At 47.8% G+C, this 15433-nt stretch carries 19 protein-coding genes and 1 other annotated feature; of the genes, 1 reads left to right on the forward strand and 18 read right to left on the reverse strand.

From position 1 onward, the window contains the following. Positions 1-48: 48 nt before the first annotated feature. The 8 genes from ispE to metG all read right to left on the reverse strand — a co-directional run bounded on the left by ispE (position 49) and on the right by metG (position 7825). The gene (gene ispE, locus ODZ53_RS25395) at positions 49-927 is read right to left on the reverse strand and encodes a 4-(cytidine 5'-diphospho)-2-C-methyl-D-erythritol kinase (RefSeq protein ID WP_012683867.1); all 879 of its coding nucleotides are present in this window, start codon (positions 925-927) and stop codon (positions 49-51) included. A gap of 215 nt (positions 928-1142) precedes the next feature. Beyond that, positions 1143-1322, reverse strand: a complete 180-nt coding sequence (locus ODZ53_RS25400; RefSeq protein ID WP_012683866.1) for a small, acid-soluble spore protein, alpha/beta type — start codon at positions 1320-1322, stop codon at positions 1143-1145. A 117-nt stretch (positions 1323-1439) separates the two neighbouring features. Next, entirely contained in the window at positions 1440-1712 is a 273-nt protein-coding gene (gene veg / locus ODZ53_RS25405; RefSeq protein WP_005830485.1) for a biofilm formation stimulator Veg, read from the reverse strand. Between the two features lie 215 nt (positions 1713-1927). Next, on the reverse strand, positions 1928-2821 hold the full coding sequence (gene rsmA / locus ODZ53_RS25410; RefSeq protein ID WP_372680919.1) for a 16S rRNA (adenine(1518)-N(6)/adenine(1519)-N(6))-dimethyltransferase RsmA: 894 nt from the start codon (positions 2819-2821) through the stop codon (positions 1928-1930). 3 nt (positions 2822-2824) lie between these two features. After that, on the reverse strand, positions 2825-3373 hold the full coding sequence (gene rnmV / locus ODZ53_RS25415) for a ribonuclease M5 (RefSeq protein ID WP_372681068.1): 549 nt from the start codon (positions 3371-3373) through the stop codon (positions 2825-2827). A gap of 170 nt (positions 3374-3543) precedes the next feature. Next, complete coding sequence (locus ODZ53_RS25420; RefSeq protein WP_372680921.1) at positions 3544-4641, reverse strand: resuscitation-promoting factor; 1098 nt, start codon at positions 4639-4641, stop codon at positions 3544-3546. A 358-nt stretch (positions 4642-4999) separates the two neighbouring features. After that, on the reverse strand, positions 5000-5770 hold the full coding sequence (locus ODZ53_RS25425; RefSeq protein ID WP_012683862.1) for a TatD family hydrolase: 771 nt from the start codon (positions 5768-5770) through the stop codon (positions 5000-5002). A gap of 27 nt (positions 5771-5797) precedes the next feature. Then, positions 5798-7825 carry a methionine--tRNA ligase gene (metG, locus tag ODZ53_RS25430; RefSeq protein WP_372680924.1) on the reverse strand — a complete coding sequence of 676 codons (2028 nt, stop codon included), beginning with the start codon at positions 7823-7825 and terminating at the stop codon, positions 5798-5800. A 58-nt stretch (positions 7826-7883) separates the two neighbouring features. Further along, positions 7884-8137: a binding site (T-box leader), on the reverse strand. Positions 8138-8581: 444 nt separating this feature from the next. Between metG and ODZ53_RS25435 the strand changes: the two genes are divergently transcribed. Then, entirely contained in the window at positions 8582-8830 is a 249-nt protein-coding gene (locus tag ODZ53_RS25435) for an AbrB/MazE/SpoVT family DNA-binding domain-containing protein (protein ID WP_007719913.1), read from the forward strand. Between the two features lie 59 nt (positions 8831-8889). Here ODZ53_RS25435 and ODZ53_RS25440 read toward each other — a convergent pair whose 3' ends face one another. The 10 genes from ODZ53_RS25440 to tmk all read right to left on the reverse strand — a co-directional run bounded on the left by ODZ53_RS25440 (position 8890) and on the right by tmk (position 15404). Further along, positions 8890-9444, reverse strand: a complete 555-nt coding sequence (locus ODZ53_RS25440; RefSeq protein ID WP_372680926.1) for a class I SAM-dependent methyltransferase — start codon at positions 9442-9444, stop codon at positions 8890-8892. 97 nt (positions 9445-9541) lie between these two features. Next, a complete protein-coding gene (rsmI, locus tag ODZ53_RS25445) occupies positions 9542-10414 on the reverse strand; it encodes a 16S rRNA (cytidine(1402)-2'-O)-methyltransferase (protein ID WP_372680928.1) in 873 nt (290 codons plus the stop codon). Next, entirely contained in the window at positions 10411-10686 is a 276-nt protein-coding gene (locus tag ODZ53_RS25450) for a GIY-YIG nuclease family protein (protein ID WP_007719905.1), read from the reverse strand. Before ODZ53_RS25450 ends, rsmI begins: the two co-directional genes overlap by 4 nt. After that, positions 10661-11428: a tRNA1(Val) (adenine(37)-N6)-methyltransferase gene (locus tag ODZ53_RS25455; RefSeq protein WP_007719904.1), complete on the reverse strand. Its 768-nt coding sequence runs from the start codon at positions 11426-11428 to the stop codon at positions 10661-10663. Before ODZ53_RS25455 ends, ODZ53_RS25450 begins: the two co-directional genes overlap by 26 nt. A gap of 108 nt (positions 11429-11536) precedes the next feature. Continuing rightward, on the reverse strand, positions 11537-11908 hold the full coding sequence (gene yabA, locus ODZ53_RS25460) for a DNA replication initiation control protein YabA (RefSeq protein ID WP_012683858.1): 372 nt from the start codon (positions 11906-11908) through the stop codon (positions 11537-11539). Positions 11909-11936: 28 nt separating this feature from the next. After that, a complete protein-coding gene (locus tag ODZ53_RS25465) occupies positions 11937-12752 on the reverse strand; it encodes a PSP1 domain-containing protein (protein ID WP_012683857.1) in 816 nt (271 codons plus the stop codon). 3 nt (positions 12753-12755) lie between these two features. Continuing rightward, a complete protein-coding gene (gene holB, locus ODZ53_RS25470) occupies positions 12756-13736 on the reverse strand; it encodes a DNA polymerase III subunit delta' (RefSeq protein ID WP_016740906.1) in 981 nt (326 codons plus the stop codon). A 16-nt stretch (positions 13737-13752) separates the two neighbouring features. Beyond that, on the reverse strand, positions 13753-14199 hold the full coding sequence (locus ODZ53_RS25475) for a YaaR family protein (RefSeq protein ID WP_012683855.1): 447 nt from the start codon (positions 14197-14199) through the stop codon (positions 13753-13755). A 92-nt stretch (positions 14200-14291) separates the two neighbouring features. Next, positions 14292-14621 (reverse strand): cyclic-di-AMP receptor, encoded by a 330-nt coding sequence (locus ODZ53_RS25480; RefSeq protein WP_007719896.1) that lies wholly within the window; start codon positions 14619-14621, stop codon positions 14292-14294. A gap of 141 nt (positions 14622-14762) precedes the next feature. Then, positions 14763-15404 (reverse strand): dTMP kinase, encoded by a 642-nt coding sequence (tmk, locus tag ODZ53_RS25485; protein ID WP_372680933.1) that lies wholly within the window; start codon positions 15402-15404, stop codon positions 14763-14765. Between the last annotated feature and the right edge of the window lie 29 nt (positions 15405-15433).

The following is a 15433-nucleotide window of genomic DNA, read 5'->3' on the forward strand; positions in this document are numbered from 1 at the left end:
CCTCCAAAACCGAATATTATGCTGATAATGTATCATTTCCATACGGGTTTATGCAAGTATTTCCCCTTCTTGAGCGCCTAACATTCGGACAACAAACACATCTTTGACAAAACCTCGCAACGCGTTGTAGATCCTATGTACTTTCGCTTCCTTTTGCACAAGAGCAAACACAGTAGGGCCGCTGCCAGACATCAGGACACCATCTGCTCCTGACGCGATCATGAGATCCTTGATCTGTCTTACTTGTGGATGGAGCGAGAGTGTAACGTTCTCCAGCACATTCCCAAGAGATTGGCACATGAGTGAAAAGTCTTGCGTCGCGATGGCTTGCAGCATCTGTTTGGTATCAGGATGATTGTCGATCTGGGCCACACGCAGGTTGCCGTATACATCTGGGGTAGATACTCCGATAGGCGGCTTGGCTAGAATGACCCAGCACGGTGCAGGAGCTCCCAGATGCGCAATCTGTTCGCCACGCCCCGTCGCCAGCGCTGTTCCACCATAAACGCAAAATGGCACATCAGAGCCAATCTCCGCTCCGATTTTAGCCAGCTCATCTCTGGTCAACCCAAGATTCCATAATTGGTTCAAGCCGCGTAGTGTTGCCGCTGCATCACTGCTACCACCTGCCAGTCCAGCTGCAACAGGTATTTGCTTGTCGATATACAAGTGTACGCCCTGGCGTACTTGAAATTTTGCTTTCATGAGCGTTGCCGCTTTATATGCATGGTTACGGATATCATCTGGTACGAAGCTGGCAGAACAGTCCAGCGTAATCTCACCATCTTCGCGTAGAGTCATGTCCACACGATCTGCCAAGTCTACGGTTGTCATCACCATTTCTACTTCGTGATAACCGTCCGGCCGTTTGGCAAGCACATCGAGAGTCAAATTAATTTTGGCCGGAGCTTTGACCGAGATACGCACGTAATTCACCTCTGCCTACTTTCTAAATTTCCTAGTTTCTTATTGTAGCATAGGCAAACTCTCCCATGCCACTTGATCAATTAAAAAGAATAGGATCGAGAGCATTATGGGTATTTCGAAAATTCAGCTCTCTTTCCAAAAAAAAAAGCCGGGATGCCCCGGCCTTGTCAACGAGTTTTTATGGTGAGAAACGTCCGTACGTTCAAAACCAAACGTTACAATCGCTTAGCGGCTAATGCTTCCTCAGCAAGCTGAACAGCGCGCTTGACCATGTTACCCGCGTCCCGTGTCGTGATGCCTCCCCAACCCTCGGATTTTACCGTATCGTAAAACCCAAGCTCTTTGGCCAGTTCCATCTTAAACTGCTCTGACATCAGTCCTCGTCTGCGACCCATAGCACCCTCCTTCTCGTTGACAGGCTTAGTGTGCTCCATACCGCTATTTTTATTGCCTGAACCAAATGTTCAGAGCTTTTCGATATAAAAAACAAAACAGTAGAACCCAAAAGGGCTCTACTGTTGTACAAATGTGATGCGGATGTGCTCGTTTTCGCGGCACACCGTCAATTCTACTGTTTCCGTCAAGATGTCAGCATAGCTGTAAGATACCCGCTCAAAGAGTTGGTCGTCATCCAGCTTTACCACAAACACAGATGGGTAAGTTTCTTCGAGGATGCCACTACGTTCAACGGTTTTGCGGCGACCGCCATTAGCCTTCAGCAGGATGCGCTCACCAATGTGTCCGTCCAAACTACGTTTAATGTCAAGTAACGCGTTTCTTGCCATTGTTCCATCCACCTCGCTTACATCTATTATAACAGCTCACTTATATTTTGTCAAAGAAATAAAAAATTATAGCAACCCTGCAGATATTTTGTCAACGGGGTTTTTTTCATAAAAAACGTAGATATTTGTCAAAAGATATGCATAAAGGGCATAAATACGCAAAAACCCCCTTTCTTGGGGATCGCGCCCAAAAATAAGGGGGTTGTCTACACGATTTACGTAATTAGTCCGCGGCGCATACCTTCGTTCGCTAGGCGGGCAAATTCGTCCAAACTGAGTGTTTCACCACGTCGGGTCGGATCGATCCCGATGTCAGTGAGCATCTGTATTACTTCATCCTTTTGGGTTTTAGGAAACAGTCCATTCATTAGGTTGTTCAACAATGTCTTGCGGCGCTGTGCAAACGAGCAGCGTACCACCCGGAAAAACACGTCCTGATCATCTACCTCCACTGGCGGACGATCTCTTACTTTTAAACGAATCACTGCCGAGTCGACATTCGGACGCGGGATAAACACACTTGCAGGCACAATCATCGCTACTTCTATATCTGCATAGAATTGAGCTGCGACTGACAGAGAGCCATAGTCTTTCGTTCCTGGTTTGGCTGCAATTCTCTCTGCCACTTCCTTTTGAATCATAACTACGATGTTCTCGAGGGGCAATCTCTCTTCCAGCAGCTTCATCAGGATCGGTGTCGTCACATAGTAAGGCAAATTTGCCACTACGCTCAGCTTTTCCACTCCTGTCATCTTTTCTTCTATTAACTTCTTCAGATCCAGCCCCAGTACGTCCCCATGAACGACTTCAATATTTTCATAGGGTGACAACGTGTCCTGCAAAATAGGCAAAAGACGCTGGTCGATTTCGATCGCCATCACTTTTTTGGCTGCTCGTCCCAATTGCTCCGTTAGAGCACCGATACCGGGCCCAATCTCAATCGCTCCCTTTTCCTTGGTGAGGTCTGCCTCTGAAACAATGTTGTGTAAAATGTTGGTGTCTATCAGGAAGTTCTGGCCCAGACTCTTCTTAAAAGCAAAGCCGTACTTCTCCAATATCTCTTTTGTACGCGTCGGTGTGGCAATATCCTTGCCCGCTATTTGGGTCATGGCTTACTCCCTCTCTTTGTTGATGGCTGCAATAGCCTCTTCGAATTCTGCTCGACTGATTTGGAAGGCATTGAGCCGCTGCAGCATTTGCTTGGCGTTGGCATATCCGATCCCCAATGCTTCTCCCAGCTTGATTCTGCGTTCTTTGGCATCTACACCGGACGTCAGGCCATTTGCCAACAAGTCGTCAGAGGTAATTTCCCCAGCCGTTTCCGCCATTTCGGTACGCACTTCTGAGAGCGCACGAATAATCACGTCAGGTGTCGCGTTTTCGACACCGATATCGCCCTTTTTGGTCCCATCCTCCTGGGTAATAAATGCGTGCTTACAGCCTGGAACTGACTTGCTGATAATTTTTCGGATGCGCTCCCCTTGATAATCAGGGTCTGTGAAAATAATAACACCGCGCTTTTGTTGCGCCAGCCTGATTTTTTCAATCGTTCTTTTATGAATGGCAGAACCGCCAGTTTCAATCGTATCGGCATTAACCGCGCGCTTGATCGTTGCGGTATCGTCTCGTCCTTCGACCACGATGACTTCCTTGATCTTCATCATGTGCTCCCACTTTCGTACAAAATCGGTACGATACTATTGTTCCAAAAAAAACAGTACCTCAAGCAAAAAATACATGAAACATTTGGTAAACAGAATCGTCTAACTAACAAACAGCTTATCACAATAACCATCTAGGAAACAGAAGAACAGGAGCAATCGCTCCTGTCCTAAGGCTTCTGTGGTCCAATGATATATACAGTTTTGTTGCGCTTGCGACCGAAATTCCTCGCCTCGGACTCCGTGCCTACGAATACGTCGATTTTGCCACCTTTCATGGCACCACCCGTATCTTCAGCTCGACGATACCCAACACCTTCAATGTACACCCACCATCCATACGGAATGACGTTAGGATCTACAGCGATTGTGTGACCTACCTTGGCTTTTGCCCCTGTTGATGTGCGTCCATATCCCGGAGAGCTTGGGTGTTTGCCACCTCCCGAAGGAGTATAAGCGGTCAGGGTAACCCCGTTCAGTACTTTTTTCGGCCTAAATACTTTTCCACCACGCGAGACCGGACCCGCTGCAGAAGCAACCAGGACCCGATCTGGTTGACCCTTTTTCTGCAACATTGGGATTGCGGTACCCACGGCTACAACATTATCTTTCTTCGGTACAAGTACATCTCTTTTGACCAGGTCACGGGAGACTTCTTTCCCATCTTCCATGACTAGCTTGTAGTGTGCAATTGCCTTACCTTCTTGCCCGCTCTGTAATACGCGGGTCTTACCTTTTTCCAGCGCTGGATCATTTTTGCGTATTTCTTGAAAGGTGACTCGCTCATCGACTTTTACCATTTTCTCAACAATTCGCTTTACGCTGATCGAGGAGTCCTTGGTAAGTGTAGCGGTCAATTCCGGTTCTACCCGGTCCTTCTCACCTAGCACGATGCCGCCGTCCTTCAACGCACCAGCAACATCACGACTAAGTGTCTCTATCGTTTTTTTCTGCCCGTCAACCTGGATTGGTATGGACCAGGTTGTATATAAAGTAATGAGTGCTCCGTCTTTTAGCTTCGTCTCTGGTGTCGGTTGAAGGGAATCCTTTTCCGTTACCGTAATGTTTCGCTCGGTTAAGAACTGCTCAACAGTCGTGGCTTTTGTAGCGACCGTCTTGCTTTCTCCGTCCAACGAAAAAGTGACCTGTTTTGGCTGAGTAGCCTGGGCAGAGAAATAGCCAATCATGGGAACGAGCACAAGAGCAAGGCAGCCAAACATGACGAGCCCACGATTCTTATACCTTTCCCATATCGCGCGTAACTCCATTTCCCACACTCCTTTTCCTAGAAAAGCACAAGGCTCTTCTTGTCTAGCCAGGTAAGGGTCGATGTAATTGCACTAATATTCTGGAAGTGGCCGGTACTTCACAAGGTCGGCTTTGATTGTATTTCACTTTCTCTCCTTTGTCAAATTTACCCTCCCTTTTGGCTGAAACGATAATGGTATCAGACTAGCAAAATAGGCTTGGCGAATGGTAGCAGAAACCTGTCGAGAAGCCATGTCGGATGGACAATAATCGTTCGACACATTGTTCATCGTATGCGTCGACAAAATCGAGTAGAACCCGGTTACTTCACACAAAAAAACGGGAAATCACGTGATCAATCGTGATTTCCCGTTTTTATTAACCGTTCATGCGAAAAAGACGTCTGGCGTTGTCTGCGGTAATTTGCGCCATTTCCTCGTAAGACAAACCATGAATGTTCGCCATTTCCTCACAGACGTAACGCACATATCCACTCTCATTTCGCTTTCCGCGGAAAGGATGCGGGGTGAGATATGGGCAATCTGTCTCTATCAACAGCTTGTCTAGCGGTACCTTCGCTGCTACTTCTTTTGGCTGCTTGGCATTTTTGAACGTAAGCGGACCACCGAACGAAATATAAAAATTCATATCGAGTGCCTGCTTCGCTGTTTCCCAGCTGCCAGAGAAGCAGTGCATGATGCCGCCAACATCTGCTGCCTTCTCTTCCTTCAGGATCGTCAAAACGTCTTGGTGTGCATCGCGATTGTGGATGATGATCGGCATGTCGAGCTTGCGAGCCAGACGAATCTGCTTGCGGAATACCTCTGCCTGCACATCACGTGGCGACGTATCCCAGTAGTAATCCAAGCCCATTTCACCCAATCCCACTACTTTCGGATCACGACTGAGTTCCTCGATCCATTCCAGGTGTTCGTCCGTCATATCCTTGGCGTCCTGTGGATGCCAACCGATGACGGCGTAAATAAAGTCATACGCATGAGCCAAATCCATGCAGCTTGGAATTGTTTCAGCATTGAATCCGATGTTCACAATCGTACTGACGCCATTTTCTTGCGCACGAGCAATGACTTCTGCACGATCTTCATCGAATTCATTCGCATTTAGATGAGCATGGGTTTCAAATAACAAGATGGGTCCTTCCTTTCCTTGCCCTCGTTACTTCACGATTGCTCCGTTTGGCATACTTGGGTCAACAGTCGCAAGTGTCAACTGATCTCCTGCCGATGCTGCCAAGATCATTCCTTGGGACAGCTCACCACGAAGCTTCACTGGCTTCAGGTTAGCTACGAGGATCACTTTTTTGCCGACCATATCTTCTGGGGAGTAGTATTTCGCGATACCAGAAACTACTTGGCGCTTTTCGTAGCCGAGATCCAATTGCAGAACCAACAATTTGTCTGCATTTGGATGCTTAGCACATTCCACTACCTGTGCGACGCGCAGCTCTACTTTTCCAAAATCGTCGATGCTGATTTCTTCTTTTGCGTCAGCTGGCTTGTCAGTTGTTGCTTCTGTTTGGTTGGTGTTTGTTTCACTCACAGGTGCTTCCCCTTTCAAAGCTGCTTGCTTTTTCTTGTTTTCTTCCGCTTGGCGGCGCGCCTCTGCTGTCGAGTCGTCGATGAAAGCGAGTTCCGCTTGAACATCCAGACGAGGGAAGAGCAGTTCTTTGCGGCTAACGGTGCTTCCAGCAGGCAATCCACCCCATACACTAGCAGATTCCCAGTTGGTTGCTTCTTCATTGCCCAAAATACCCAGTTGATCCCAAATTTTCGCTGGTGCTTTGGTCATGAACGGTTGGATCAGCACGGAGCTAATGCGGATGCTTTCCACCAAATTGTACATAACGGTTGCCAGACGACCTTTGGTTTCTTCGGATTTCGCCAAATTCCAAGGCATGGTCTCGTCGATGTATTTGTTTGTACGTCCCACCAGCTCCCAGATGTGAGCCAGTGCATTGGAGAAGCGCATTTCTTCTATGTGCTCTTCCACCAGCGCTTTCGTTTTCATCGCAAGGCCGATCAAGCTGTCATCCGGCTCTCCTGCATCCTGTGGTGCTGGAACGATACCATCGAAATATTTCTCAATCATCGTAGCGGTACGGCTGAGCAGGTTTCCGATGTCATTAGCCAAGTCGTAGTTCAGGCGCTGTACGAACGATTCTGGCGTGAAGATACCATCCTGACCGAAGTTGATTTCACGAAGCAGGAAGTAGCGAACGCCGTCAGAACCGTAACGGTCGATCAAAACCTTCGGGTCAATGACATTGCCCTTGGATTTTGACATTTTTCCATCCGGCATCAGAAGCCAGCCATGACCAAAAATTTGTTTTGGCAACGGGATGTCCAGTGCCATCAACAGGATTGGCCAGTAGATCGTATGGAAGCGCAAAATGTCTTTTCCAACCATATGAACATTGGCTGGCCAGAAGTTACGATATTTGCTGTCGTCTGCGGACAAATACCCGAGAGCAGAAATATAGTTCGTCAATGCATCAATCCATACGTAAATAACATGCTCTGGATCGGTTGGCACCTTGATTCCCCAGTCAAATGTACTGCGGGATACGGACAAATCCTGGAGGCCTGGTTTCAGGAAGTTATTGATCATTTCGTTGCGGCGGCTCTCCGGTTGAATAAATTCAGGGTTTGCTTCAATGTGTGCAAGCAGTCTGTCCTGATACTTGGACATGCGGAAGAAGTAGTTTTTCTCCTTCACTTTTTTCACTTCGCGTCCACAGTCTGGGCAAATATATCCATTATCGGTTTTACATTGAGTCTCTGTCCAAAATGCCTCGTCAGGTACACAGTAGAAGCCCTCGTATTCACCCAAGTAAATATCACCTTGGTCGAGCAGGCGCTGGAACACTTTTTGTACGACTTCTTTATGACGAGGCTCTGTGGTACGGATGAAATCGTCATAAGAGATGTCTAGCTTTTCCCACAGGTCCTTTACCCAATCGACAATCGGGTCGATGAATTCGAGCGGTTGTTTGCCCTCTTCAGCTGCACGCTCTTGGAGCTTTTGACCATGCTCATCTGTCCCTGTCAGGTAATACACATCATAGCCGCGCAAACGCTTATAACGTGCCAAAGCATCACACGCGATTGTGGTATAGGCGTTACCGATGTGGAGCTTGTTACTTGGATAGTAGATCGGTGTTGTAATGTAATAAGTAGGTTTCATTGCAACTATTCCCCTCCTGTTTACGTTAATGAAAATAAGGAAAAGCCCACCCCAAAAAAATTGGGGCGAGCTCTATCTCGCGGTACCACCCAAATACTCCGTCCCCTCACGGAAAACGGACTTGGTGAGTCAAAACATGACTCTACCCGTAACGTGGGCATACGTCACAAACTACTTGGTACGGTCAATGCCGTCACTGTTCATTTGCAAGACTCAGGGTCCATGTTCAGCTTGCTCGCTTATACCGGTTTTCAGCTACCCCGGCTCTCTGAAATAAGGAGATCGGCTTACTCTTCCCATCATGGTCGTTTGGTATCATTTGCTGTATTTATCCTCTATTGTACACGACCAACCTGTTTTGTAAACATCCTCGACACCCCCATCTTCCTAAGCGATTTTATCGCTCGCTTCATGCCAACTTTACAAATTACAAGCAGAGAGGGGAAAACTTGGGGTTTTTGTCGAATCATCTGTTGGGTTTCGACATTCGTCGACTCATTCGACACCCAATAATCCCAGTAAATTTTATCCATAAAAATTTCCATATCCCTTCCAACACTTTGAGAAACACCTATTTAACAGCATTTCGGTTTTGAAAAAACATTTTGCTTTTCAAGGAATTGTCAAAATCATGTTGACACCTTTGGGAATGGCTGGTATGATTATCCCAACAGAAAATGTCGAATATTGACGATAAATGATGAGTGTATAACAATAGCATCGACATATACAGTATTTTGGGAGGAGATTTTAACTATGATGAAATCAACCGGTATCGTTCGTAAAGTAGATGAATTGGGTCGTGTTGTTATTCCAATCGAATTGCGCCGCACTCTGGGTATCGCTGAGAAAGATGCTTTGGAAATCTACGTTGACGGAGAGCGCATCATCCTGAAAAAGTATGAGCCTGCATGTATCTTCTGTGGAAACGCTGACAAAGTATCTCACTTTAAAGGTAAAATTGTGTGCCAAGATTGCCTGACAGAAATGCCTGTTAAACGCTAATATCATTTGATTACATAAACATGCCTTTGTGGGACGAGCCTACAAAGGCTTTTTGTTTGCTATTTTTTCTTCAACAGCGCTCGGAAGAAGAACAGCCTGGGCGCATACAAATCAGAATAGACCACATCTGTCGGCATTTCAAAGGATACATCGCCAGAAAACTGTAATCCAACCTCCGCCAAAACTTGCTGTAGTCGAGCTAAATTGATTAGCGGGTAATCAAAAGTGAGCACGAGCTGCCCATCGTCTTTTAACACCCTGTGAAATTCACTGAATGCTTGCACCATAACCGGGTCTTCGAGATGCTCGAGAACAGAGATGCAAGATATAGTATCAAACTTTTGATTTGAGTACGACAAGTAGGTTAAATTGGCTCGACAATAATGAATACCATCTAAATAGTGTACAGGCAGCCTGTCTGCTACCCTTTTCCCAAATATGAATGGGTGGCAGATCCCACAAGCTGAATCAAGCACAACGTCATTCGGATTGGCAAACTGTTTGGCCCAAGCATATTCGTACGGTCTACTGTTCCATGTAACGGGCAGGGTAAATATGAAGTGATCGTCTTTTTCATCTGTATTCACAATAAAACGAGAATCACGTATACTCACTGTTGATTCTCCCTACCATCGTATTAAACGTAACCCGTCGAGATGACGAAAAGAAAAAAGCCGACCGTATTGGCCAGCTTTGCTCACTCATTCCCTTTTATTCACGATGATATTCGTTGTAAACATCTCGTTTGGATACGTTTCGATCATCAGCTGCTTGCTTGATGGCTTCCTTTTTCCCCATGCCTTGTGCGCAGTAATGATCCACGTGCTCCACGATACTCAGCGTTTGCCACCATGCATCATCGACTTCCGCTTCCAGCGGACCGGTGTTGCCTTCGACAATGACACAAAACTCACCGCGCACCTCGCCGCTTCTGAGCCATTCCAACAGCTCGTCCAACGTCCCGCGCGCAAATTCCTCGTAGCGCTTTGTCAGCTCTCTTGCCAGGACAGCTCGCCGATTGCCCCACGCTTCCCGCATGGCCGCAAGCGTCTTTTCCACCCGATGAGGAGCTTCATAAAAAATCAGCGTTTCTGGATATCGCTTCAGTCGTTCCAGCTCTTCGCGTCTTTCTTTGTTTTCGCGTCCCATAAATCCGCAAAATACAAAGCCATTAGTAGGAAGGCCGGAAGCGATCAGAGCTGTCAATGCCGCATTGGCACCTGGAACGGGAATGACAGAAAATCCCGCTGCGGTCGCATCTCGTACCAGCTCCGCGCCCGGGTCGGAAATAGCCGGCAAGCCAGCGTCGCTTACCAAGGCAATTTTCTTGCCCTCGGCAAGCCACTGCAACAACCCATTTCCACTTGCTTCCTTATTATGCTCATGATAGCTGACCGTACGTTTTTCGATTTGAAAATGATTCAGCAGCTTTCTCGTCTGACGCGTATCTTCACACGCGATGACATCGACTTCACGCAACGTATTTAGACACCGCACCGTGATATCATCGAGATTACCGATGGGTGTAGCCACCAAATAAAGGACTCCTGCTTCTTCTGACGCAAAACTGCGTTGCACATTCATTCGGAAGCCCCTCCAATCAATTCTTCTTTTTTCTTGCGCGTTAATCGTTTAATGCTCTCTTCACGCTTGAGACCCCAGGAACGGTCTGCTCCTTCTTCCCAATAGAGCAGCTCCACTGGCCCGCGGCCTCTCGTATACTTGGCACCCTTTCCTTCATTATGAGCAGCCAAGCGACGGATCAGCTCTGTTGTATATCCGGTGTAGAGTGTCCCATCCGCACAAGAGAGGATGTAGACATAGTGACTCTTACTCGAGGGAATCTCGTCTGCCATAATAGATTTCCTGTAGTTCTTCACAGTATTGCTCTCCATTTTCATACACAATCAGCGGCGGCTGAATTCTCAGCTCCGGCTTTCCACCCCTTATTCCCTCGATCAGAACCATATTCGGCTCTGCTTCCCTACGCGGATAAACCAGACGCATTCGTTTCGGCTCAATGCCATATTGGCGCATAAGCGAAACGATGTCGATCAAACGTGTGGATCGATGCACCAGCGCCAGCTTGCCGCCATTTTTTAGCAACTGACTCCCCACGCGAATGACATCCTCCAAGGACAGCATAATCTCATGACGAGCGATCGCAAAGTGCTCGCTGATGTTTTTCTCCCCACTGGTCGCAGGCATATATGGCGGATTGCACGTGATCAAATCGAAATTCCCGTGCCCAAACAGCGACACCGCATCCTTCACATCGCCATGATGCATCGTAATTCGCTCGTTCAAACCATTCAATGTCACATTGCGGCTCGCCATGCTGAACAAACGCTCTTGAATTTCGATTCCATCAAAACTGGCTTCTGGCGTACGCGTCGTCATAATGAGCGGTATAGCTCCATTGCCCGTGCACATATCCAATACTTTTCCGCGCTTTGGCACCGATGCGAATCGCGCCAAAAGAACCGCGTCCATGGAGAAGCAAAACACCTCGTGACTCTGGATTATTTTCATTTCATGTGTCAATAAATCATCGATGCGCTCTGTTTCGTAAAGCGGCACGTTGGTGACAGGTTCCATCTGCGACTCGTACTCCCTTTTGTTCTTGTCTTATTATTCCTATCCGGAAAAAAGCGACCTGACACGTGGCCCAGGTCGCTTTTTCATGTGGTGCTGGTTACTCACCGCTTATTTTTGAGGGCCGCCGCTCAGGAATGAGAGACAGAACAGGCAATCCCCTTCTTTTCGCAGGCTGCCGAAATGCACATTACAGATATGAAATCCTTCCGCGTACAAACGGGCTAGGTTGTCATATCCTTCGCCGACCACTGCCTTTTTGGCTTTTTCCTTCGCGACAGGGCTTGTTCCCTTTTGTTTTGCTTGGGAGCCGGTCTTTTTCCTGTCTAGTCGGTTGCGAAGGTGCTGGTTTTCAACGAGTAATTGGGCGTTTTCCTCCATCAAAACAACGATGACGTCTTTCAGTTCACCAATTTCCTTATAAAGGTCGCCAATACGTTCTTCAATGCTCGCCATCTTGACGAAGATTTCCCGTTTGTCCACTAGCTCACCTCTCCCCTACCCCCACACTTTATTCAAAGGTGGGGAGACCTATCGCAATCTCATCCAATCCGAATTCGGTGACACGTTTGTCAATGGAAAGCTCTACTTGAACAGATTGGTCAAGCACATTTACGGAAACGACTCGTCCATTCCCCATCGGGGTGGTGACCAATTTGCCGACGTCCGGCATCTCATCCTTCGAGCTTTCATAGTTGTCGTTCTCGTATTTTAAACAGCACATCAACCGGCCGCATAGACCGGAGATTTTGGCTGGATTCAACGAAAGATTTTGGTCCTTGGCCATTTTGATCGAGACTGGCTCGAAATCGCCGAGGAACGTTGAACAGCAAAGCAACCTGCCACAAGGCCCGATCCCGCCGAGCATTTTGGCTTCGTCACGCACACCGATCTGGCGAAGCTCAATCCGGGTGCGGAATACGGAGGCGAGGTCTTTTACCAGCTCACGGAAATCAACCCTGCCGTCAGCAGTAAAATAAAAGATAATCTTGTTGCGGTCGAACGTGTATTCCACATCGACCAGCTTCATATCGAGCTTGTGCTCTTTGATCTTCGTCTGACATACAGCAAAAGCATTCTTGGCGGCTTGCTTGTTTTCATCCACCTGTTTTGCATCTCGCTCGTCTGCCATCCGAATGACCTTTTTCAGCGGCAATACGACATCAGACTCAGCCACTTCTTTTTTGCCAATGACGACCTTGCCAAATTCGACCCCTCGCGCCGTTTCCACGATGACGGTGCAGTCTTGCTCAATCGGCAGTCGGTCAGGGTCGAAGTAATATATTTTGCCCGCTTTCTTAAAGCGGACCCCAACAACCTCGTACAAGGGTTATCCCTCCTGGAATTGAAGAACCAACCGCTCAAGAGCCAACTGTGCGTTGGCATTTCGCTCTATCCGATTTTTCGTCTCCATGACCAAATCTATCCCACGCAAGAGCTCAGCTTTTGTCCATACCAGTGCTTGTCCTTGCAGCACATCCTGTTGGTCGCTGTTAATGAGATGGGCATGCCTGCCTACTTGCAAATACAGGATATCGCGCAGCCAAAGGATGAGCAAATCTAAAAAGAGGGGTAGTTCCTCTTTACTTTTGTCGCTCTTTTGCAACATATCATGGATCGTTAAGAGTGCAGATGAATTGCGCTGTTTGCACTCCTGCACCAATTGTATCACTAGATTTCTTAGCTGTGCAAACGATTCTGATTGGCTGAGTGTCATAGCTTCTTCCACATTTGTCGTAATGTGGGAGGCAACCTGCGCCATTCCCGCCAAAACGCCCTCTGCACGCAGCTTTTCCGCAATCGATTCTGCAGAAAGTGGTGAAAATTGAACGATTTGGCATCGAGATAAAATCGTAGGAAGAATCGCATGGCTGTGCTCTGTCAAAAGTAGTGCCAGTACACCAGCGGGCGGTTCCTCCAAAAACTTGAGCAGACTGTTGGCAGCCTGTGTCGTCATTTTATCGACGTGCTCGATGATATATACCTTGCGTGACGACTCGACGGCGCGCATCGCCATTTCTTTTTGCAGCGAACGGATCTGGTCGATCTTAATCGAAGCCCCGTCAGGCGTAATAAACAACACATCCGGGTGGTTGCCACCCTCTATGCGCCTGCATGTAACACAGGCCCCGCAGGCGTCTGCCTCCCTTTCTGAACAAAAAAGGGACTTCGCCAGATGCAGGGCCATCTGCTTTTTACCTGAACCTTTGGGACCCGCCAGCAAGTAGGCGTGTGCCAGTCGTTCGTTGCGCAAACTATGAGACAGCAGTTCCTGTGCTCGTGGCTGCTGAGAAAAACGGGTCCATGTCATGATGGTTTCACACCCACTAAAAATACAAATTGATCAACATGCCGCGGATCTCGCCAATCCTGGCTAACAAATCAATCGTTGGTGCCTGCTCGCTCAAGAGCTCATCTGTCAGCTTGAGCAGCTCTGCATCCACCTCTTTGACGATCTTGTACAGCCTGCTGCGACCACGTCGATTCATTCCTCGTCTGTCATCTAAGGCAATGCCGAACTTCACAGCCTCTTCCATGAACTGCTTGACGAGATTTTTATAAGCATAGAAGTCACGAACGGCGCGGGAACGAGCAAGAATCTGTCCCTGCTTGTCTATGTCTGTCAGCAGCCGGGTAAGCTTCTCCTGAGACATACGTTCGTCTTCTCCTTGAATCATCGTGCCAAAATTCAGCTTTTCCAGTTGAGGATTCTTGCGTGAATCCGTCGTTTTAATCAAGTCCAGTTTAGGCCGTAACCCATCACTGATTTTCATATCGCCACCTCCGTCGCCCGATCCAATACAGGGTCTGTCCCCATGAGATCAAGTATATACGAAAGCTGCGAAAAAAGAGAGAAGGAACCACATTAAAATGAGTGGAACTCTCCGACATCCAATACGAATACTGCCGCACCACCCACCTGTACTTCCAGCGGATAGGGCATGAACGAGTCTACAGCATTGCTGAGTGGAGAGACGGGAGTGACCATTTGTTTGCGGGATTTGCAATTATGCGCAATGATGTCGATTACTTCCGGCACGCTTTCGTCAGACGTACCGATCAAAAAAGTTGTGTTACCGGCGCGTAAAAAGCTACCCGTACTAGCCAGCTTCGTAGCACGAAAACCTTTTTTCACCAGTTGTTGAGACAGACGACCACTATCTTTATCTTGGACGACCGCAACTACCATTTTCATCGGCTATCACCCTTTCTCCCATGATCATTCCCAATTTGGCTTCTTCATTGTATGAAAAACACGTAGGCTTGGTACGTTATTTCGCTTAAACATATTATACAGCATGTACATCATCCTGCGGTACAGGGAACCTTACAGCCTTTACAATCTGTCTAGCAGTGCCTGCAAGGCAGATTGATATACTTGTTCCATCGGCTGCTCGGCATCAATGACGACAAAGCGCTCTGGGTCGCGTTCCATGACCAGCTGATACCCTTCCCGAACAAGCTCATGGAAACGCATCCCTTCCAGATCGAGACGATTTACTTCTCGTCCACGGGAAGCATTAATCCGTGCCAATCCGATTTCAGGCTGTACATCAAAGAATAAAGTCAATTCCGGCATGCAGTCACCGACAGCAAATCGGTTAATCTGGTAGACAGCATCAATGCCCAATCCCCGCGCATGTCCTTGATAGGCGAGACTACTGTCGATAAAACGGTCGCACAGTACCAGCTTGCCCTCTGCCAAAGCAGGTAACACCTTTTCCGCCAAATGCTGACCACGTGCTGCTGCATACAAGAGAGCCTCTGTTCTTTCATCCATCTGCGTGTGGGCCGGATTCAAAATAATTTCCCGAATTTTTTCGGCGATATCAATTCCACCGGGCTCACGAGTCAAAAGCACATCGACTCCCCGCGTTTTCAGCTCTTCGTACAGCTTGGCGATGACGGTGGATTTCCCAGCCCCTTCTCCGCCTTCTATCGTAATAAATCGGCCTTTTTTTCCTGTTGCCACTTCCATACTCCTTCCACCCCTGTTGTAGCAGGCCA

Origin of the sequence: Brevibacillus sp. BD137 (assembly GCF_041644655.1) — a bacterium.
In the GTDB taxonomy this organism is placed as follows: Bacteria; Bacillota; Bacilli; order Brevibacillales; family Brevibacillaceae; genus Brevibacillus; species Brevibacillus brevis_D.